Origin of the sequence: Caldimonas caldifontis (assembly GCF_002930615.1) — a bacterium.
GTDB lineage: Bacteria > Pseudomonadota > Gammaproteobacteria > Burkholderiales > Burkholderiaceae_C > Caldimonas > Caldimonas caldifontis.
The window spans coordinates 129,742-147,775 of sequence record NZ_PSNX01000008.1; the positions used below are offsets into that span (position 1 = coordinate 129,742).

18 protein-coding genes are annotated in these 18,034 nt (G+C 69.5%); 15 read left to right on the forward strand and 3 right to left on the reverse strand.

Annotated elements, in window-relative coordinates; genetic code table 11:
* Positions 1 to 29 precede the first annotated feature (29 nt).
* Positions 30 to 530, forward strand: coding sequence for a MarR family winged helix-turn-helix transcriptional regulator (locus C1704_RS10120; RefSeq protein ID WP_104302604.1), 501 nt, complete (start codon positions 30 to 32; stop codon positions 528 to 530).
* Positions 531 to 536: 6 nt separating this feature from the next.
* Here the strand turns inward: C1704_RS10120 and C1704_RS10125 are convergent, their stop codons facing one another.
* Positions 537 to 1,400 carry an amidohydrolase family protein gene (locus C1704_RS10125; RefSeq protein WP_104302605.1) on the reverse strand — a complete coding sequence of 288 codons (864 nt, stop codon included), beginning with the start codon at positions 1,398 to 1,400 and terminating at the stop codon, positions 537 to 539.
* A 238-nt stretch (positions 1,401 to 1,638) separates the two neighbouring features.
* Here C1704_RS10125 and C1704_RS10130 point away from each other — a divergent pair, with 238 nt between their 5' ends.
* The 9 genes from C1704_RS10130 (at position 1,639) to C1704_RS10170 (ending at position 11,612) form a co-directional block, all read left to right on the forward strand.
* Positions 1,639 to 2,454 carry a crotonase/enoyl-CoA hydratase family protein gene (locus tag C1704_RS10130; RefSeq protein WP_104302659.1) on the forward strand — a complete coding sequence of 272 codons (816 nt, stop codon included), beginning with the start codon at positions 1,639 to 1,641 and terminating at the stop codon, positions 2,452 to 2,454.
* Positions 2,451 to 4,328 carry a feruloyl-CoA synthase gene (locus C1704_RS10135; RefSeq protein WP_104302606.1) on the forward strand — a complete coding sequence of 626 codons (1,878 nt, stop codon included), beginning with the start codon at positions 2,451 to 2,453 and terminating at the stop codon, positions 4,326 to 4,328. The genes C1704_RS10130 and C1704_RS10135 overlap by 4 nt, the downstream gene beginning before the upstream one ends.
* Before the next feature lie 11 nt (positions 4,329 to 4,339).
* Positions 4,340 to 5,104 (forward strand): SDR family NAD(P)-dependent oxidoreductase, encoded by a 765-nt coding sequence (locus tag C1704_RS10140; protein ID WP_104302607.1) that lies wholly within the window; start codon positions 4,340 to 4,342, stop codon positions 5,102 to 5,104.
* Positions 5,105 to 5,152: 48 nt separating this feature from the next.
* Entirely contained in the window at positions 5,153 to 6,139 is a 987-nt protein-coding gene (locus C1704_RS10145; protein ID WP_104302608.1) for a Bug family tripartite tricarboxylate transporter substrate binding protein, read from the forward strand.
* 130 nt (positions 6,140 to 6,269) lie between these two features.
* On the forward strand, positions 6,270 to 8,057 hold the full coding sequence (locus C1704_RS10150; RefSeq protein ID WP_104302609.1) for an acyl-CoA dehydrogenase: 1,788 nt from the start codon (positions 6,270 to 6,272) through the stop codon (positions 8,055 to 8,057).
* 47 nt (positions 8,058 to 8,104) lie between these two features.
* The gene (locus C1704_RS10155) at positions 8,105 to 8,578 is read left to right on the forward strand and encodes a MarR family winged helix-turn-helix transcriptional regulator (protein ID WP_245876445.1); all 474 of its coding nucleotides are present in this window, start codon (positions 8,105 to 8,107) and stop codon (positions 8,576 to 8,578) included.
* A 102-nt stretch (positions 8,579 to 8,680) separates the two neighbouring features.
* Positions 8,681 to 9,445: an endonuclease/exonuclease/phosphatase family protein gene (locus C1704_RS10160; protein ID WP_104302610.1), complete on the forward strand. Its 765-nt coding sequence runs from the start codon at positions 8,681 to 8,683 to the stop codon at positions 9,443 to 9,445.
* Complete coding sequence (gene clsB / locus C1704_RS10165; RefSeq protein ID WP_104302611.1) at positions 9,442 to 10,638, forward strand: cardiolipin synthase ClsB; 1,197 nt, start codon at positions 9,442 to 9,444, stop codon at positions 10,636 to 10,638. The genes C1704_RS10160 and clsB overlap by 4 nt, the downstream gene beginning before the upstream one ends.
* On the forward strand, positions 10,635 to 11,612 hold the full coding sequence (locus C1704_RS10170; RefSeq protein WP_104302612.1) for a lysylphosphatidylglycerol synthase domain-containing protein: 978 nt from the start codon (positions 10,635 to 10,637) through the stop codon (positions 11,610 to 11,612). Before clsB ends, C1704_RS10170 begins: the two co-directional genes overlap by 4 nt.
* Here the strand turns inward: C1704_RS10170 and pcaQ are convergent.
* Positions 11,609 to 12,559, reverse strand: a complete 951-nt coding sequence (gene pcaQ, locus C1704_RS10175) for a pca operon transcription factor PcaQ (RefSeq protein WP_104302613.1) — start codon at positions 12,557 to 12,559, stop codon at positions 11,609 to 11,611. The genes C1704_RS10170 and pcaQ overlap by 4 nt on opposite strands.
* 101 nt (positions 12,560 to 12,660) lie before the next feature.
* Here pcaQ and pcaH point away from each other — a divergent pair, with 101 nt between their 5' ends.
* Genes pcaH through C1704_RS10195 form a run of 4 tightly spaced genes read left to right on the forward strand, consistent with a single transcriptional unit; the run spans position 12,661 to position 15,991 of the window.
* Positions 12,661 to 13,374 carry a protocatechuate 3,4-dioxygenase subunit beta gene (pcaH, locus tag C1704_RS10180; RefSeq protein WP_104302614.1) on the forward strand — a complete coding sequence of 238 codons (714 nt, stop codon included), beginning with the start codon at positions 12,661 to 12,663 and terminating at the stop codon, positions 13,372 to 13,374.
* Positions 13,371 to 13,961, forward strand: a complete 591-nt coding sequence (gene pcaG, locus C1704_RS10185) for a protocatechuate 3,4-dioxygenase subunit alpha (protein ID WP_104302615.1) — start codon at positions 13,371 to 13,373, stop codon at positions 13,959 to 13,961. The genes pcaH and pcaG overlap by 4 nt, the downstream gene beginning before the upstream one ends.
* A 27-nt stretch (positions 13,962 to 13,988) precedes the next feature.
* A complete protein-coding gene (locus C1704_RS10190) occupies positions 13,989 to 14,720 on the forward strand; it encodes a c-type cytochrome (RefSeq protein ID WP_104302616.1) in 732 nt (243 codons plus the stop codon).
* Positions 14,717 to 15,991 (forward strand): c-type cytochrome, encoded by a 1,275-nt coding sequence (locus tag C1704_RS10195; protein WP_104302617.1) that lies wholly within the window; start codon positions 14,717 to 14,719, stop codon positions 15,989 to 15,991. The genes C1704_RS10190 and C1704_RS10195 overlap by 4 nt, the downstream gene beginning before the upstream one ends.
* On the opposite strand, the gene C1704_RS10200 is transcribed toward C1704_RS10195, so the two are convergent.
* Positions 15,988 to 17,724 (reverse strand): sensor domain-containing diguanylate cyclase, encoded by a 1,737-nt coding sequence (locus C1704_RS10200; protein ID WP_104302618.1) that lies wholly within the window; start codon positions 17,722 to 17,724, stop codon positions 15,988 to 15,990. The genes C1704_RS10195 and C1704_RS10200 overlap by 4 nt on opposite strands.
* A gap of 87 nt (positions 17,725 to 17,811) precedes the next feature.
* Between C1704_RS10200 and C1704_RS10205 the strand changes: the two genes are divergently transcribed.
* Positions 17,812 to 18,027 carry a hypothetical protein gene (locus tag C1704_RS10205; protein WP_104302619.1) on the forward strand — a complete coding sequence of 72 codons (216 nt, stop codon included), beginning with the start codon at positions 17,812 to 17,814 and terminating at the stop codon, positions 18,025 to 18,027.
* The last annotated feature ends 7 nt before the right edge of the window (positions 18,028 to 18,034 follow it).

The following is an 18,034-nucleotide window of genomic DNA, read 5'->3' on the forward strand; positions in this document are numbered from 1 at the left end:
GGGTTCGACACGGTGGGCACAATGCAGGCATGGCTTCCAAGCGTCTTTCCCGCAGCGACACCACCCCGGCTGGCCGGCTTGACGAAGCCCGGCTGCACGATGTGCTGGGCTACCAGATGGCTCAGGCAACGATCGTGAGCAATGCCGTGTTTGCAGAGCAGGTCGGCCGGCCCTTTGATCTGAGGCCGGTGGAATACACCGTGCTCACGCTCATCGTCGAGAACCCCGGGGGCTCACAGGCGCGGCTGGCAAGGGCTTTGGCCGTCACCGCGCCGAACATCACCATGTGGATCGACCGGCTGGAATCACGCGGCCTGGTGCGCCGCGAGCAAAGTGCACGCGACCGGCGCTCCCAGGTGCTGCATGCCACTCAAGAGGGGATCGCGCTCGCGCGTGCGGCGACACAGCGCATTCTGGATGCCGAGCGCCAAGCCCTCGCAGCGCATCTCTCGGCCGCAGAGCACGCGATCCTGCTCGAGCTGCTGCACAAGGTCGCCTGCGCCCGCGGCGAGCGCTCGGGGGGTGGCTGAGCGCCTTCAGCCCAGGCCCAGCAGCCGCTGCGCGTTGGCCTTGAGGATGAGCGGCTTGACCTCGTCACGGAAGCCCGCTTCCTCGAAGTCCTTCATCCAGCGGTCGGGTGTGATCAGCGGGTAGTCGCTGCCAAAGAGCACGCGGTCCTTCAGCAGGGTGTTGGCGTACTGCACCAGCTGGGCCGGGAAGTACTTGGGGCTCCAGCCCGAGAGGTCGATCCAGACGTTGGGCTTGTGCATGGCCACGCTCAGGGCCTCGTCCTGCCAGGGCCAGGACGGGTGGGCGATGACGATCTGCATGTCGGGGAAGTTGATCGCCACGTCGTCCAGGTGCATGGGGTTGGAGTACTCCAGCCGCAGCCCGCCGCCGCAACGCATGCCCGAGCCGATGCCGGAGTGGCCACTGTGGAAGATGGCCGGCATCTTGTGCTCGGCAATCACTTCATAAAGGGGCCAGGCCATGCGGTCGTAGGGGTGGAAGCCCTGCACCGTGGGGTGGAACTTGAAGCCCTTGACGCCGTGCTCTTCGATCAGCTTGCGCGCCTCGCGCGCGCCCATCTTGCCCTTGTGCGGGTCCACGGAGGCGAAGGCGATCATGATGTCGCTGTTCTTCCGGGCGGCCTCGGCAATCTCCTCATTGGGGATGCGACGGCGGCCGAGCTGGGCCTCGGCATCGACCATGAACATCACCAGGCCGATGTTGCGCTCGCGGTAGTAGGCGATGCTCTCGTCGATGGTGGGGCGCCGGCTGGAGCGGAAGTATTTGTCGGCGGCGCGGTCGTACTCCTCGCCGTAGCTGTCGTAGGGGTTCCAGCAAGACACCTCGGCATGGGTGTGGATGTCGATGGCGATGAGGTTCTCGGTCTTCACGGACGGGCTCCAGGCAGGGGCTGGAATAATTATAGTCATTAACTACTTTGGGGAGCCTGTTGATCGTACGGCCGGGCGGCCTTGCCAGCCGGTGAAACCCCGCCGCTCACCCGGAAATGCCTGGGAAATCCCTGATACCTGAGCCGTAGTTCCTCACCTCCAGGCTTCATTCTGAGGGTAAACCCTTGATCCCCGAACAGGGTAATTGATTATTCTTCTTAACCAATTGATCGACATCATGCCCATGCCTTCCGAGACTTCCTCCAACGCCGTGCTGGCCGCCCTCGATCTGCTCAAGATCGAGCACGACGGCCCGGTGACCCATGTGCGCCTGAACCGCCCGGCCAAGCGCAATGCCATCAGCGACACCCTGGTGGCCCAGCTCCATACCTGCTTCATCCACCTGCCCGACAGCACGCGCGCCGTGGTGCTCAGCGCAGAAGGTGAGCACTTCTGCGCCGGGCTGGACCTGTCCGAGCTGTCCGAGCGCAGCGTGGCCGAAGGCGTCGAGCATTCGCGCGGCTGGCACGCGGCCTTCGAGCAGATCCAGTTCGGCCGGGTGCCGGTGGTGGCGGTCCTGCACGGTGCGGTGGTGGGCGGAGGCCTGGAGCTGGCCAGCGCGGCCCACATCCGGGTGGCGGAGGACTCCGCCTTCTACGGTCTGCCCGAGGGGCAACGGGGTCTGTTCGTGGGCGGGGGCGGCTCTGCGCGCGTGCCGCGGCTGATCGGCTTCTCGCGCATGACCGACATGATGCTCACCGGCCGCGTGCTCGACGCCGACGAGGGGCAGGAGATCGGTCTGTCGCACTACCGCGTGGGGCCGGGTCAGGGGGTGGCCAAGGCGATGGAGCTGGCACGCAAGATCGCCAGCAATGCGCCGCTGTCGAACTTCGCGGTGATGCACGCCCTGCCGCGCATCGCCGAGATGTCGCAGGCCCAGGGGCTCTTCGTCGAGTCGCTCACCGCGGCCATCGCCCAGGGCGATCCGGCGGCCAAGGATCGCATGCGGGCCTTCCTGGAAGGCAAGGCAGGCAAGGTGGGCAAGTCGTCATGACACGCTATCGCGCCACGCCCGTGGGGGGCTGTGTGTCGGCCACCCTGGAGCAACGTCCCGACGGGAGCATCGTGCTGCGCTCGACGGAGGCTTTGCAACCCTATCCGGCCCGCCTGACCGACCGCCTGGAGCATTGGGCCCGTGTGGCGCCCGACCGCACCCTGGTGGCCCAGCGCGAGCGGCTGCCCGATGGCGCCCGCGGCGCATGGCGTCACATCAGCTATGACCAGATGCTGGCGCGTGTGCAGTCGGTGGGTCAGGCCCTGGTGGAGCGGGGACTGTCGCCCGAGCGACCCGTGGCCATCCTGTCCGACAACGACCTGGAGCACCTCACCCTCGCGCTGGGCGCAATGTGGGTGGGCATTCCTTACACGCCGATCTCGCCGGCCTACTCGCTGGTCTCCCAGGACTTCGGCAAGCTGCGTCACATCTTCCAGACCACCACCCCTGGGCTGGTGTTCGCCTCTGATGCGCGCTATGGCCGTGCCATCGAGGCCGTGGCCGGTCCGGACGTGGAGGTGGTTCTCACGGAGGGCGGTCTCGATGGCCGGCGTGTCACGCCCTTTGCCGCGCTCGTCGACACCGCACCCGGCGCCGAGGCCGAGGCGGCACATGCCCAGGTCGGCCCCGACACGATCGTGAAGTTCCTCTTCACCTCGGGCTCGACCAAGGCCCCCAAGGGGGTGGTCAACACCCAGCGCATGATCTGCGCCAACCAGCAGATGAAGCGTCAGGCCTTCCCGTTCCTGGCCGACGAGCCGCCGGTCTTCGTGGACTGGCTGCCCTGGAACCACACCTTCGGCGGCAACCACAACACGGGGCTCACGATCTACAACGGCGGCACGCTTTACATTGACGAAGGCAAGCCCACGGCGGCCGGCATCGCCGAGACGCTGCGCAACCTGCGCGAGATCTCACCGACGATGTACTTCAACGTGCCCAAGGGCTTCGAGGAGATCGCCGCGGCGATGGAGGACGATGCGGTGCTGCGCGAGTCGCTGTTCCGCAAGGTCAAGGCCTTCATGTTCGCCGGCGCCGGACTCAGTCAGGCGGTGTGGGACCAGCTCGACCGTCTGGGCGAGCGCACCGTGGGCGAACGCATCCCGATGTTCACCGGCCTGGGCATGACCGAGACCGCGCCCTCATGCACCTTTGCGCTCAAGGCGGGCGAGGTGCGCTCGGGCCACATCGGGCTGCCTTGCCCCGGCGTGGAGGTGAAGCTGGTGCCCGATGGCGATGCCCGCTATGGCAAGACCGAGATCCGTTTCCGTGGGCCCAACGTGATGCCCGGGTACTGGCGCCAGCCGGGGTTGAGTGCCGAGGCTTTCGATGAGGAAGGCTACTACCGCACCGGCGATGCCGTGAAGTGGGTGGACCCGCACGACCCGCAGAAGGGACTGCTCTTCGACGGACGCATCGCCGAGGACTTCAAGCTCTCCACCGGCACCTTCGTGAGCGTGGGTCCGCTGCGCGCGAAGATCATCGCGCTGGGCGCCCCCTGTGTGCAGGACGCGGTGATCACCGGCCTGAACCGCGACGAGGTCGGCATGCTGGTGTTCCCTCGCGTGGACGAGTGCCGCAAGCTGGCCGGACTGGGCGCACACGTGCCGGCACCGGAGGTGCTGCACCACCCGGCGGTGCGCGAGTTCTTCCAGACACTGACCGATCGTCTGTGGCGGGACGGCACCGGCAGTGCGAACCGGGTGGCGCGTGCGCACGTGCTGGTCGAGCCGCCTTCCATCGACAAGGGCGAGATCACCGACAAGGGCTCGATCAACCAGCGTGCCGTGCTCAGCTGCCGCGAGGCGCTGGTCGAGGCGCTGTACCGCGGCGAGGCCGCCGACCCCTACGTGATCCTTCCCCGCAAGGACTGACAGGACCGACGATGAAGATTTCCGCAATGGCTGCACTGGTGACGGGTGGAGGCTCGGGCCTGGGCGCCGAGACAGCCCGAGAACTCGCCCGCCAGGGGGCGAAGGTGGCGGTGCTCGACATCAACGAGGCTGCGGCAAAGGCCGTGGCGGCCGAGATCGGCGGCCTGGCCCTGCGTTGCGACATCACCGATACCGCGAGCGTGAATGCGGCGCTGGACGCTGCGAGCGAGGCCCATGGCCCGGCGCGCGTGCTGATGAACGTCGCGGGCATCGGCGGAGCGCGGCGGCTCGTCGGCAAGGACGGCACGCCCATGCCCATCGAGGACTTCCAGCGCATCGTGAACGTCAACCTGGTGGGCACCTTCAATGTGATCCGCCTGACGGCCGCCCGGATGCTCAAGCTCGACCCGATGGACGATGGGGAGCGTGGCGTGATCGTGAACACCGCCTCCGTCGCGGCCTACGATGGCCAGGTGGGCCAGGAGGCCTACGCGGCGTCCAAGGGCGGCATCGTCTCCCTCACGCTGCCGCTGGCGCGCGACCTGGCGCAGTTCGGCGTGCGCGTGTGCACCATCGCGCCGGGGCTTTTCCTCACGCCGCTGCTGCATGAACTGCCCCAGGAGGTGCAGCAATCGCTGGCCGCCTCCATCCCGTTCCCGAAGCGCCTGGGCAAGCCCGAGGAGTTCGCCCAGCTTGCTTCGCACATCGTGACCAACGCCTCGCTCAACGGCGAGGTCATCCGTCTGGACGGCGCCCTGCGCCTGCCACCGCGCTGAGGGCAGCCGCCCTTCCCTGATCGACCCCACCCACAGAGGAGACACATCATGATCGATCGCAGACAGTTCCTGGCCTATGGCGGCGCCGCGGCGGCCGCTGGCTTCGGTCTGGCGCCCGGCCTGAGCCTGGCCCAGGCCATCGACACCGCACGCGTGCTGTGCGGCTTCCCGGCTGGCGGCACCACCGATGCCGTGTCGCGTCGCGTGGCCGACAAGCTGCGCGGCAGCTACGCCCGTGTGGCCGTGGTCGAGAACAAGCCGGGCGCCGGTGGCCGCATCGCCGTGGAGGAGTTGCGCCGCAGCCCCAACGACGGCGCCCATTTGCTGCTCACGCCAGCGGCCATGATCACGTTGTACCCCCACATCTATCGTTCGCTGCCCTACAAGCCCGAGGATGTGACCCCGGTGTGCACCGCGGGCACCATCGTCTTCGGCTTTGGCGTGGGCCCGGCCGTGCCCGAGTCCGTCAAGGACATCAAGAGTTACCTGGAATGGGCCAAGGCCAACCCGACCGGGGCCAACTACGGCTCGCCGGGCGCAGGGTCGCCGCCGCACTTCCTGGGGGCCCTGCTGTCCAAGGAGAGCGGCGTGGCGCTCAACCATGTGCCCTACCGCGGCTCGGCGCCTGGCATCCAGGACTTGCTGGGGGGCCAGGTGGCCTCCTTCTCGTCCCCCGTGGGCGACTACCTGCCCCATCTGGGCACGGGCCGCCTGCGCCTGCTCGCCACCTCGGGCGCCACGCGCTCTCGCTTTGCGCCCAACGTGCCCACCTACACCGAGCAGGGCTTCAAGGCGCTGGAGATGAGCGAGTGGTACGGCTTCTTCCTGCCGGGCCAGGCCTCGGCAGAAGTGACGCAGCGTGCGGCCCAGGCCATCAAGGCGGCGGTGAGTGCGCCCGATGTGATCGAAGCTTTCGCTCAACTGGGCGTGGAGGCCGGCGCCAACACCCCGGCCGAGCTGGCCGCCGCCGTCAAGCGCGAGAACGCGGCCTGGGGGCCGATCGTCACGCGTGTGGGCTTCACACCGGAGGCCTGAGGGCCCACGGACCACCCCCGACGCGCTTCGCGCGCCCCCTTCGAGGGGGCGACACCCGCGGACCGGCGAAGCCGGATCCGCGGTGTCTGCTGGCAAGAAGCGCCCAAGCATTTCGAGAATCCTGTTACCGATGTGGTCATACAGTCCACCGCTGCGTGAGCTCCAGTTCGTCCTGGAGGACCTTCTGGATGCTCCCGCGCGGTGGGCGAGTCTGCCGCCCTATGCCGAGGCCGATGCGGCCACGGCGCGGCAGGTGCTGGAAGAGGCTGGCCGCTTCTCGGCCGAGGTGCTTGCGCCGCTGAACGCGGTCGGCGACCGGGAGGGTTGCACCTGGGACGGTGGCGAGGTGGCCACACCTCCCGGTTTCCGCGAGGCCTACCGGGCCTACGTGGAGGCCGGGTGGCCGGCGTTGGCGTGCAGCCCCGACTGGGGGGGGCAGGGCCTGCCCACGGGCCTGCAGCTGGCGCTGCACGAGATGCTGCACAGCGCCAACCATGCCTGGGCCATGTACCCGGGGCTGGCGCACGGGGCCTACGAGTGTCTGCGCGCCCACGGTACCCCGGAGCTGCAGCAGCGCTACCTGCCGCGCATCGTCAGCGGCGAGTGGCTGGCCACGATGTGCCTGACCGAAGCCCAGGCCGGCTCCGACCTTGCCCTGGTGCGTACACGGGCTGAACCCGTGGGGGTGGCGGCCGACGCCCTCGAGTCGGGTGGCGAGGTGAGGGTGAGCGGCAGCAAGATCTTCATCTCCGGTGGTGAACACGACCTGGCCGACAACATCGTTCACCTGGTGCTGGTGCGGCTGCCCGACGCACCGCCGGGCAGCCGCGGCCTGTCGCTGGTCCTCGTGCCGAAGATCCTGCCCGCTGGCGCTCGCAACGCCGTACACTGCGACGGCATCGAGCACAAGATGGGCATTCGCGGCAGCGCCACCTGTGTGCTGCGCTTCGAGGGGGCGACGGGCTGGCTGGTGGGCGAGCCGCACCGCGGCCTGGCCGCGATGTTCGTGATGATGAATGCCGCCCGCCTGCTGGTGGGGGTGCAGGGGCTGGGCCACCTGGAGATGGCGCGCCAGAACGCCTGGCGCTACGCCCGGGAGCGCCACCAGTCGCGGGCACCCGGTCATCGCGAGGGCCCCAGCCCGATCGCCGAGCATCCCGCCGTGCGTCGCACGCTGTGGCGCCTGGAGGCGCTGGCACAGGGTCAGCGCCTGCTGGCCATGGCCACGGCGCTCTGGCTGGACGAGGCCGAGCACCACGTCGAGCCGGCCCTGCGGGGACGGGCCCGGCGCCTGCTGGAGTTGCTCACCCCGGTGGTCAAGGCTTTCCTCACCGACACCGCGCACCACGCCGTCAACGCGGCGCTGCAGGTCTGGGGGGGGCACGGCTACCTGCGCGACCATGGCATCGAGCAGGCCGTGCGCGACAGCCGCATCGCAATGATCTACGAGGGCAGCAACGAGATCCAGGCCATCGACCTGTTGCAGCGCAAGCTCTTCGAGGACGGCTGCCATCGCTTTGCCGAGGCGATGGGCGTGGTCGACCAGGAGCTGGAGGCGGCCCGAGCCGAGCCGGTGCTGGCCGACTGCCCCGAACTGAAACCGCTGGTGCATGGCCTGCAGCTGCAGGTCGATGCCTTGCGCGAAGCCACGGCCCGTCTCTACGTGGGCCGGCAGGACGACCCGACCTGGGCCTACCGTGTGGCCGACGACTACCTGCAGGCCTTCGGCTGGGTGCTGATGGGCTGGGCCTGGCTGCGCACCGCACGCTTTGCGGCCCCGCGCAGGACCGACCCGTGGTATGCCGCGCAGTTCGACGCGGCACGCTACGGCCTGGAATGGCTGCTGCCCGAAGCCGGCTGGCGGCTGCAGCAGGTGGGCCGGCGCGATGCCATCCTGCCTGCCCCCTGGCAAGGGTGAAGACCATGGTCGGGGACGAGCGCGGCGCCCCCTACACTGGCGTTGCCATGACGTCCGCGCCCGCCAACGACCCCATCCACCACGGTCTCGACGCCACCTGCCTGCGCCATGTGCTGGGCTACCAGCTCGCGCAGGCCGAGGTGCCCACGCGCAAGATCTTCTTCAAGCACATCGGCGAGCCCCTTCAGCTGCGCCCGGTGGAGTTCACCATCCTGATGCTGGTGCTGCACAACGCCGACGTCACGCAGAAGCAGCTTGCCCAGGCGCTGGCGGTGTCGGCGCCCAACACCACCATCCTGCTCGACCGGCTGGAGGAGCGCGAGCTCATCACCCGCGTGCGCAGCGAGGCCGACCGCCGCGCCCAGCACGTGCGGCTCACCCGCAAGGGCCAGGCCCTCGCCAAGAAGGCCCATGAGGTGTCGCTCACGATGGAGCAGGACCTGCTGCGCCACCTCAGCGAGGCCGAACGTGCCATCCTGATCGAGCTGCTGCAGAAGGTCGCCCGCCACCGTCGCGTCTGACCTGCTGTCGGCGGATTCCGACAGGGGTGTCGGTGAAGCGGGAGTGGTGGGGACGCGGCGGCATCCCTAGCATGGGTCTCATCGCGCCATGAGACCCAGACCATGCACAACCAGGACTCATCGGCTGCGCCCCTGAGGGTGTTGACGGTCAACGTCCACAAGGGCTTCAGCCCGCTCAATCGCCACTTCATCCTGCCCGACTTGCGTGACGCCGTGCGCACCACCGGCGCCGACGTCGTCTTCCTGCAGGAGGTGCACGGCACGCACCGCCGGCACGCCCGGCGCCATGCGCAGTGGCCCGTCGTCCCTCAGTACGAATACCTGGCCGACACGCTCTGGCAGCAATATGCCTACGGCCGCAACGCCGTGTATCCCGACGGCGACCACGGCAATGCGGTGCTGTCCCGATTCCCCATCGTGCATGCGCACAACCACGATGTCTCGATGCCCGGCCCCGAGCAACGCGGGTTGCTGCATTGTGTGCTGCACCTGCCGCGGGCGGGTCGCAAGGTGCATGCCGTGTGCGTGCATCTGGGCCTGCGCGAGGGGCATCGCAGGCAGCAGGTGCAGCGCCTGTGCGAGCTGGTGCGCCGGGAGGTGCCCGCCGATGCGCCGCTGCTGGTGGCGGGCGACTTCAACGACTGGCGGCTGCGCGCGCACGAGATGCTCGCACGGGCCGGCCTGCGGGAGGTGCACGCAAGCGGCCTGGGTTTCCTGCCACGTACCTTCCCTGCGCGCTGGCCGCTGCTGCGCCTGGACCGCATCTACGTGCGCGGCGTGCGTGCCCACCGGCCCGTGGCCCTGGCGCGTCGCCCCTGGGCCCACCTGTCCGACCACGCCCCCCTGGCCGCGGAGGTGACGCCATGAAGACCCGCTGGACCCAGGGCAATGCCCTGACGCTGCTGGAGAACGGCGAAGCCTTCTACCCGGCCGTTTTCGGGGCCATCCGCCAGGCGCGCCGCGAGGTGCTGCTGGAGACCTTCATCTGGTTCGACGACAAGGTGGGACGCGAGCTGCGTGCCGTGCTGATCGCCGCGGCCCGTCGTGGCGTGCAGGTGGACGTCACCATCGACGGCTACGGCTCGCCCGACCTGTCGGACGAGTTCGTCGCCGGCCTTGCCGAGGCCGGCGTGCGGCTGCACGTCTTCGACCCCTGCCTGCGCGTGATGGGGGTGCGCCTGCAGGTGCTGCGCCGCATGCACCGCAAGATCGTCGTCATCGACGGTGAACGCGCCTTCGTGGGCGGCATCAACTACTCGGCCGATCACCTCGCCGACTTCGGGCCCCAGGCCAAGCAGGACTATGCCGTCGAAGTGCGCGGCCCGGTCGTGGAGGACATCCATCGCTTCGCGCACCAGGCCTTGCAGCAGCCGGCCCGCTGGCGTCCACGCTGGTGGCCTCGACGCCGGGCGCCGGCCGCGCGGGGCGAGCTTGCCGAGGCCGGCTCGGCCGAAGCGCTCTTTGTCGTGCGCGACAACGATGAGCACCCGCAGGACATCGAGCGCCACTACCGCGCCGCACTGCGCACCGCACAGCGCGAAGTCATCATCGCCAACGCCTACTTCTTCCCCGGCTATCGCCTGCTGCGCGAGTTGCGCCGGGCCGCGAAGCGCGGCGTGCGCGTGAGCCTCATCCTGCAGGGCGAGCCCGACATGGCCATCGTGACGCTGGCCGCGCGACTGCTCTACCCGCCGCTGCTGAAGGCCGGCGTCGAGATCTACGAGTACTGCGAGCGGCCCCTGCACGGCAAGGTGGCCCTGGTCGATGATCGCTGGGCCACGGTGGGCTCCAGCAACCTCGACCCGCTGAGCCTGGCGCTCAACCTGGAGGCCAACCTCGTCATCCGCGACACGGCCTTCAATGCCACTTTGCGCGAGCGGCTGGACGAGTTGCGTCAGCGCCGGTGCCAGCGCATCGTCAGCGATCCGATGGGGGCGCGCACCTGGTGGCGCCCGCTGGTGAGCGGCCTCGTCTACCACCTGGTGCGCCACTTTCCAGGCTGGGCCCGCTGGCTGCCGGCTCACAAGCCGCTGCTGGTGCCGGCCAAGGAGCTGTCATGAGTGCGGGCCTGGCACCAGCGGCGCCGGCTCCCGAGGACGGCGAGCCCACGGGGCGCCTGGCCCGTCTGTGGGCCTTCGCACGTCGGCCGCTCATCGTGCTGTTCTTCCTGGGGGTGGCGGCACTGCTGGTGTCGCAGGCGCGCCAGATCGACTGGGCCGAGGTGAGTCAGGCCCTGCGCCGCTTGCCCACCTTCACGCTCGCGGCGGCCCTTGCCCTGGCGGCGGTCAGCTACCTCACCTACACCAGCTATGACCTGCTGGGCCGTGCGTGGACACGCCACACCTTGCCCAGGCGACAGACCCTGGGCGTCGCCTTCATCAGCTATGCCTTCAACCTCAACCTCGGCGCCCTGGTGGGCGGCATGGCCTTCCGCCTGCGGCTCTACACCCGGCTGGGCCTGTCGCAGGCACGCACCCTGAAGGTCCTGGCCTTGAGCATGACCACCAACTGGCTGGGCTATGCCGCCCTGGCGGGGGCGCTGCTGCTGGCCGACGTGGTGCGCCTGCCGACGCGATGGTCGATGGGGCCGCTGGCCCTGCAACTGCTGGGGGCCGCCTTGATCAGCGTGGTGCTCGCCTACGGGCTGGCCTGCGCCTTCTCGCGCCGCCGCCGCTTCACCGTGCGCGGCCATACGCTGGAGCTGCCGTCGGCGCGGCTGGCGGGGCTGCAGTTGCTGCTGTCGATGGGCAACTGGTTGCTCATGGGGCTGCTCGTCCATGTGCTGCTGCAGCAGCGCCTGCCCTGGGCCGAGGTGCAGGGCGCCCTGCTGATGGCGGCCGTGGCCGGTGTCGTCACGCACGTGCCAGCAGGCCTGGGCGTGCTCGAAGCCGTCTTCATCGCGCTGCTGGGGCGGCAGTTGCCGCATGGCGAGATCCTGGCGGCCCTGCTGGCCTACCGGGTGATCTACTACCTCGCGCCCTTGGGCCTGGCCACCGCGTGGCACCTGCGCCTGGAGGCCCAGGCGCGCCGCTAGCGGGGGCCTGACCAGCGTCGCTGTCGCCGCTGTGCCTGCTCACGCACCGCCGCGCGCACCGCCTGCAGGGCCGGCGAGGGCTGCGCGTCGCTGCGCATCAGCCAGCCCACCGGCTCCTCGGTGCCGGACAGCGCCAGTGGCAAGGCCACCAGCACACCGCGCTCGAGGTCGGCTTCGGCCGCGCCCAACGGCGTGAACCACAGCGCATCGCCCGTGGCGGCGAGTTCCCGGCCCAGCGACACCGACAGGGTCTCGATCACCGCTCCCTGGGGCAGCACACCGTGGCCCTGCAGCCAGCTGTCGGCGTTGTGGCGGATCATCGTGTCGGCCAGCGGCAGGATCCAGTCATGGGGCGCCAGTTGCGCCGGACTCGGCCTGCGCTTGTCCAGCAGCGGATGGCCGGGCCGCACCGCCACGATCAGCGGCTCGGCATACAGGTGCTCGAAGGTCAGGCCCTGCAGTCGCTCGGGTTCCGACAGCCGGCCCACCACCGCATCGAGTTCGCCCCGCTGGAGACGGGCCAGCAGTTCCCGGTTCGCCCCGGTCTCGACGCGCACCGTGGTGCCGCTGGGCAGGCCCAGCGAGCGCACGCCGGCCGCCACGATGGCGTTCACGACGGTGGGCAGCGCCCCCAGGCGCAGCACCGTGGGCGCCTGGCCGGGCGCCACGCTCTCCAGTGCCTGGTCCAGCGCGGCCATCACCTGGCTGGCGTGGCGCAGGAAGCCCTGGCCGGCCGGCGTGAGCCGCGCCCCCCGCCGGCCGCGCTCGAACAAGCGCAGGCCCAGCAGGTCTTCCAGGTCGGCCAGGGTCTTGGTCACCGCCGGCTGGCTGATGGCCAGCGCCTCGGCCGCGCGCCCCAGGTGGCCCAGCCGCGCCACGGCCAGGAAGCAGTGCAGGTGGCGCAACTGCAGCCGGTGAATGTGCGAGGCCCTGAATTCATAACTCACGGGAATGAATTATCGAACAAGACTTCAATTTACATAACTGAAGGTGATGCTTAGAGTCTTGACATCCGTCACCCTGGCGGCCCCACGAGGAGACTTCCCCCATGAGCGACACCGTGACGCTGCGCCCCCGAGACTGGGACAGCCACCCCCCCTACATCCACCCCGAGTACAAGTCCACCGTACTGCGCGGCCCCACGAAGCCGCTCTTGCCGATGAAGGACAAGCTGCGCCAGCTGCGGGCTCCCGTGTACGGCCACGATGCCATCGGCGCGCTCGATCACGACCTCACGCGCAACGCCGCGAAGAACGGCGCGCCGCTGGGCGAGCGCATCGTCGTCACCGGCCGTGTGCTCGATGAGCGCGGCCGCCCGGTGCGCAACACCCTGGTCGAGATCTGGCAGGCCAACGCCGCCGGCCGCTACGTGCACAAGGTCGACCAGCACGACGCGCCGCTCGACCCCAACTTCCTGGGCGCCGGCCGCACGCTCACCGACAGCGAGGGCCGCTACAAGTTCTACACCGTCAAGCCCGGGGCCTACCCCTGGGGCAACCATCCCAACGCCTGGCGGCCCAACCACATCCACTTCTCGCTCTTCGGCGAGTACTTCGCCAGCCGCCTGGTCACGCAGATGTACTTCCCCGGCGACCCGCTGCTCGCACTCGACCCCATCTTCCAGGGCACGCCCGAGCGCGCACGCGATCGCCTGATCTCGCAGTTCACGCTCGACGTGACCGAACCCGACTTTGCGCTGGGCTATGTCTTCGACATCGTCCTGCGCGGCCCGAACGAAACGCCGATGGAGACGCCGCGATGAGCCGCCTGCTTGGACAGACCCCTTCCCAGACCGTCGGCCCCTACTTCGCCTACGGCCTGACGCCGCGCCAGTACTTCTACGACCACGGCAGCGCCTACACCCCCGTGCTGGTCCAGCCGCAGGCCGCAGGCGAGCACATCACCGTGACGGGCCGCGTGTTCGACGGAGCGGGCCAGCCGGTGAACGACGCGATGATCGAGATCGCCCAGCTCGATGCGCAGGGCCGCGAGGTCACCAGCGCCGAACAGGCGAAGGAGCGCGGCTTCACCGGCTTCGGCCGTTGTGGCACCGGCACCGACGCGCAACTGCGCTTTGCCTTCACCACCGTGAAGCCCGGCGCCGCCGCCGGCGAAGCGCCGCACATCGACGTCATCGTCTTCATGCGCGGCATGCTCAGTCACGCCTTCACGCGCCTCTACTTTGACGACGAGGCCGCAGCCAATGCCCAGGATGCCGTGCTGCAATCGGTGCCCGCCGATCGACGTGCCACGCTGGTTGCGCGCCGTGAGGTGCAGCCCGGCGGCGTGGTCTATCACTTCGACATCCACATGCAGGGCGAGCGGGAAACGGTGTTCTTCGACCTGTGATCGCAGGGCAGGGGCTAGACTTGGCCCATGCCCGGATCTCTTCCTCTCCCGTGGGCCCTGGTGGCCTGGTGTTTCCTCTGCGGGACCCTGGCCCACGCCCAAGCTTCGATCGACCGCCCCGACCCCACCTCGATGGCCGCCCGCGTGCAGGCCTGTGTGGCCTGCCACGGAGCAGAAGGGCGGGCCACGCGCGAGGGCTACTTCCCGCGCATTGCGGGCAAGCCGGCGCTCTACCAGTACCACCAGCTGCTTCACTTCCGTGATGGGCGCCGGCGCTATGGGGCGATGAGCGAGTTGCTGCAGCACCTCACCGACGACTACCTGCGCGAGATCGCCGGTCACTTCGCCGCGCTGGATCTGCCGCACCCTCCCACACCTTCCATCACCTTGACGCCTGCGCAGCGCGAGCGGGGTGAGCAGCTGGTGCGTGTGGGTGACGCGGCCCGCGGCATCCCCGCGTGCGCCAGTTGCCATGGGCAGGCCTTGCTGGGCATTGCGCCTGCCTTGCCCGGCCTGCTGGGTCTGCCACGCGACTACCTCAATGCGCAGCTCGGCGCCTGGCGCGTGGGCACGCGCCGCGCTTTCGAACCCGACTGCATGGCGCGCATCGCCAAGGCTCTGGATGACGAGGACATCAGCGCCGTCTCGGGCTGGCTGGCCCACCAGCCCATGCCGGCATCGACCCTGCCCGAGCCGGCCCTGACGCAGGCCCTGCCCATGGACTGCGGGGGGGTGCCGGCCGCGGAGACCCGCCGATGAAGCGCCTGCTCGTGTCGCTGGGCAGCCTGCTCACCGTGGGGTTGTTGCTGCTGGCGCTGGTCATCGGCCTGAACCTGCGCGGCGAAGAACCGATCCGCCAGACCGAGCCCCCCGCCGTGCTCGATGCGGCCCTGGTCGAACGAGGCCGCTACCTCGCCCTGGCCGGCAACTGCGCGAGCTGCCACACCGAGCGCGGCGGCGCACCCTTTGCCGGCGGGCATGGCATCCCCACACCGTTTGGCACCGTCTTTGCCGGCAACCTCACACCCGATGAGGCCACCGGCCTCGGGCGCTGGAGCGCCGACCATTTCTGGCGGGCGATGCGCAACGGCCGCTCACGCGACGGCCGCCTGCTCTACCCGGCCTTCCCGTACGCACACTACACGCTGCTCACGCGCGAAGACAGCGATGCACTCTATGCCTGGCTGCGCAGCCTGCCGCCGGTGGTGCAGGAGAACAAGCCGCATGAGCTGCGCTTTCCGGTCAACACCCAGGCGGCGCTGGCCGTGTGGCGTGCGCTCTTCTTCAGCCCGGAGCGCTTCGAGCCCGACCCCTCACGCGATGCGGCCTGGAACCGTGGCGCCTACCTCGTGCGCGGATTGGGCCATTGCGCAGCCTGCCATGCCGAGCGCAACGTGCTGGGCGCACCGACGGGGCGCTTCGAGTTCGGCGGCGGGCTCATGCCGGTCCAGAACTGGTACGCGCCCTCCCTGTCGCAGGCCGATGAAGCCAGTGTGGCCGACTGGCCGGTGGAGGACATCGTGGCCCTGCTGCGCGATGGCGTCTCGCCGAGAGGATCGGTGCTGGGCCCCATGGCGGAGGTGGTCTTTCGCAGCACGCAGCATCTGAGCGAGCCCGACCTGGCGGCGATGGCCGCCTATCTGCGCAGCCTGCCCCAGCGGCCCGCGCAGGAGCCGGCACCCGCGCAAAGCACCGCCGCGGCCTCACCCGCCCGGGCCCTGGGCCAGCGTCTGTACGAACAGCACTGCGTGCAGTGCCATGGCGAACAGGGCGAAGGTGTGCCGGGCGCGTGGCCCGCGCTGGCCGGCAACCGCACCGTCACGATGGCCTCGCCCGCCAACCTGGTGCGCATCCTGCGCCATGGCGGCTACCTGCCAGCCACGGCCGGCAACCCGCGCCCTCACGGCATGCCGCCTTTCGGCCACGTGTTCAACGACGAGGAGATGGCCGCCGTGGCCACCTACCTGCGCAGTGCCTGGGGCCACCAGGCCGCGCCGGTGAGTGCACTGGAGGTGTTCCGCTACCGCTAGGCGTCTTCCAGCGGGAGGAAGCCGCTGACCGGCGCCGCCTGGGGCGGCTGGCCTTCATAGGCGCAGACCCGGTTGCGGCCTTCGGCCTTGGCTTGATACAGGGCCTGGTCGGCTGCGCTCAGGGCCTCCTCCATGGTGGCGAAGTATTGGGCCGGGGACACCACACCGAAGCTCATCGTGACGGGAACCGGCCCGTCCAGGGCCTGCACGCGCTCGCGCAGTTTCTCGCAGGCCACGCGGGCACCGGCAAGGTCAGTGTCGGGCATCAGCAGCAGGAACTCCTCGCCGCCGAAGCGACCCACCAGGTCGGTGACGCGACACCCGCCCACAAGCGCCTGGGCAACGGCTCGCAGGACCTCGTCGCCCGTTGCGTGACCATAGGTGTCGTTGACCTGCTTGAAATGATCCACGTCGGCCAGGACCAGTGCCAGTGCCTGGCCGCTGCGCCGGTGGCGCCGCACCTCGGCGTGCAGCGAATCGGTCAGGCTGCGTCGGTTGGGCAGGCCGGTGAGCGAATCCCGGCTGGCCAGCTGTTCCAGCCGGGCATTGGCCCGACGCAGCGACTCGGTGGCCTGGGTCAATTCGGCCGTGCGTTCGGCCACGCGTTGTTCCAGCTCGCGGTTGGCCACGGCCAGCTCACGTTCGTGCCGGACGAGGCTGGATGTCATCTCGGCCAAGGCCTGGGACAGTTCGCGCACCTCGCTCGGACCGTCCACCACGGGCATGGGCGTGTCGAGTTCGCCCTGACGCAGGGCCCGCGCGGCGCGCGCAATGCGCTGCAGGGGATGGGTGAGGCGGCCCACCACCCACCAGGCCAGCAAGGCCACCAGTGCGGCCGTGACCGACCCGGCCACGGCGGCCGCATGCTGGGCTTCCCGAGCCCCTGCGCGGGCCAGGTTGACGGGTTGGCGCACGACCACGGTCCAGCCCAGGTCGGTGGCCGCGTTGCGGGCCACCACCCGCACCGCTGCGGTGAGGTAATCGCGGCCGTCATCCCAGGTCTGGATCGACGGCAGGCGCACCAGCGGGGCCAGCTCGATCGGCCGCTCCTGGACGGTCACGTCCTCGGGCCGGTGGATGACCCGACCCTCCCGATCGAACACGAAAACGCGCACCCCCTGCTGCCTTGCCAGAGGGCTGCGCAGGCTGTCGACGATGTGCTGGGGCCAGTCCCAGTTCACGTGCATGCCCAGCACGGCCACGACCTGGCGGTTTTCGTCGCGCAAGGGGGCGGCAAAGTCGATGAAGCGCAGCGGTTCGCCACGGGGGGAGGCCGGCAGCAGCCTGGCCAGCAGCTGGGCGGTGTGCACGTCACCCGTGTGCGGGCCTTGCAGTGCCGCCTGGAACCAGGGCCGCGCAGCGACGTTCTGCCCCACCAGCATCCCGCCGGAGGCCGCAATCACGCGCCCCTGCGCATCGGTGAGACCCACCCAGCTCACGTGGCTGCGGGTGCGCCGGAGGATCTCCAGCGTCTCGGGCCAGTGGCCTTCTTGCCAGCGCCCCGATTGCGCCAGCAGTTCCACTTCGCGCAGCCGTTCGGCCAGGCCGTCGGCCAGCATCACGCTGGTGCTGCGCGCAAGCGTCTGCAGGGTGTCGGCCTGATCATGCAAGGCCCGTTCCCCAGCCACGTGACCCTGGACCACGGCCAGCACGCCAACGAGCGTGGCCAGGCCCAGCGCATAGGCTGCTGCCAGCTGGAAGCGAAAGGACCGGACAAAGGCAGGCCAGATCATGCGCGCAGTCTAGTGCGGGAAAGCCGCCTTGATGCGAGTGTGCAACGTAGGCGGGCACTCACACCATGATCTGGTAATAATTCACACATGACCATCTTCTACTGGGTGATGGGCGTGCTCATCATCGGCACGCTCATCCCGTCGGCCCTGTTCATGCTGCTCTATGCCGTCACGGGCAACGACGTGCTGGCCCGCCGCGCGAGCACGCTGTGGGGCTTCACACGCACCTTCGCGCTGTTGGGGTTCAACGTCCTGGTGTGGGGCCACGTGCTGGTGGCTCTGTGGAGGATCTGGTTCCCTTGAGGGGGTT

Excerpts from the sequence above, each read along its gene's own strand:
- C1704_RS10120 (WP_104302604.1), top strand. The coding sequence starts at position 30 with ATGGCTTCCAAGCGTCTTTCCCGCAGCGACACCACCCCGGCTGGCCGG.
- C1704_RS10130 (WP_104302659.1), top strand. The coding sequence starts at position 1,639 with ATGCCCATGCCTTCCGAGACTTCCTCCAACGCCGTGCTGGCCGCCCTC.
- C1704_RS10135 (WP_104302606.1), top strand. The coding sequence starts at position 2,451 with ATGACACGCTATCGCGCCACGCCCGTGGGGGGCTGTGTGTCGGCCACC.
- C1704_RS10140 (WP_104302607.1), top strand. The coding sequence starts at position 4,340 with ATGAAGATTTCCGCAATGGCTGCACTGGTGACGGGTGGAGGCTCGGGC.
- C1704_RS10145 (WP_104302608.1), top strand. The coding sequence starts at position 5,153 with ATGATCGATCGCAGACAGTTCCTGGCCTATGGCGGCGCCGCGGCGGCC.
- C1704_RS10150 (WP_104302609.1), top strand. The coding sequence starts at position 6,270 with ATGTGGTCATACAGTCCACCGCTGCGTGAGCTCCAGTTCGTCCTGGAG.
- C1704_RS10155 (WP_245876445.1), top strand. The coding sequence starts at position 8,105 with ATGACGTCCGCGCCCGCCAACGACCCCATCCACCACGGTCTCGACGCC.
- C1704_RS10160 (WP_104302610.1), top strand. The coding sequence starts at position 8,681 with ATGCACAACCAGGACTCATCGGCTGCGCCCCTGAGGGTGTTGACGGTC.
- clsB (WP_104302611.1), top strand. The coding sequence starts at position 9,442 with ATGAAGACCCGCTGGACCCAGGGCAATGCCCTGACGCTGCTGGAGAAC.
- C1704_RS10170 (WP_104302612.1), top strand. The coding sequence starts at position 10,635 with ATGAGTGCGGGCCTGGCACCAGCGGCGCCGGCTCCCGAGGACGGCGAG.
- pcaH (WP_104302614.1), top strand. The coding sequence starts at position 12,661 with ATGAGCGACACCGTGACGCTGCGCCCCCGAGACTGGGACAGCCACCCC.
- pcaG (WP_104302615.1), top strand. The coding sequence starts at position 13,371 with ATGAGCCGCCTGCTTGGACAGACCCCTTCCCAGACCGTCGGCCCCTAC.
- C1704_RS10190 (WP_104302616.1), top strand. The coding sequence starts at position 13,989 with ATGCCCGGATCTCTTCCTCTCCCGTGGGCCCTGGTGGCCTGGTGTTTC.
- C1704_RS10195 (WP_104302617.1), top strand. The coding sequence starts at position 14,717 with ATGAAGCGCCTGCTCGTGTCGCTGGGCAGCCTGCTCACCGTGGGGTTG.
- C1704_RS10200 (WP_104302618.1), bottom strand. The coding sequence starts at position 17,724 with ATGATCTGGCCTGCCTTTGTCCGGTCCTTTCGCTTCCAGCTGGCAGCA.
- C1704_RS10205 (WP_104302619.1), top strand. The coding sequence starts at position 17,812 with ATGACCATCTTCTACTGGGTGATGGGCGTGCTCATCATCGGCACGCTC.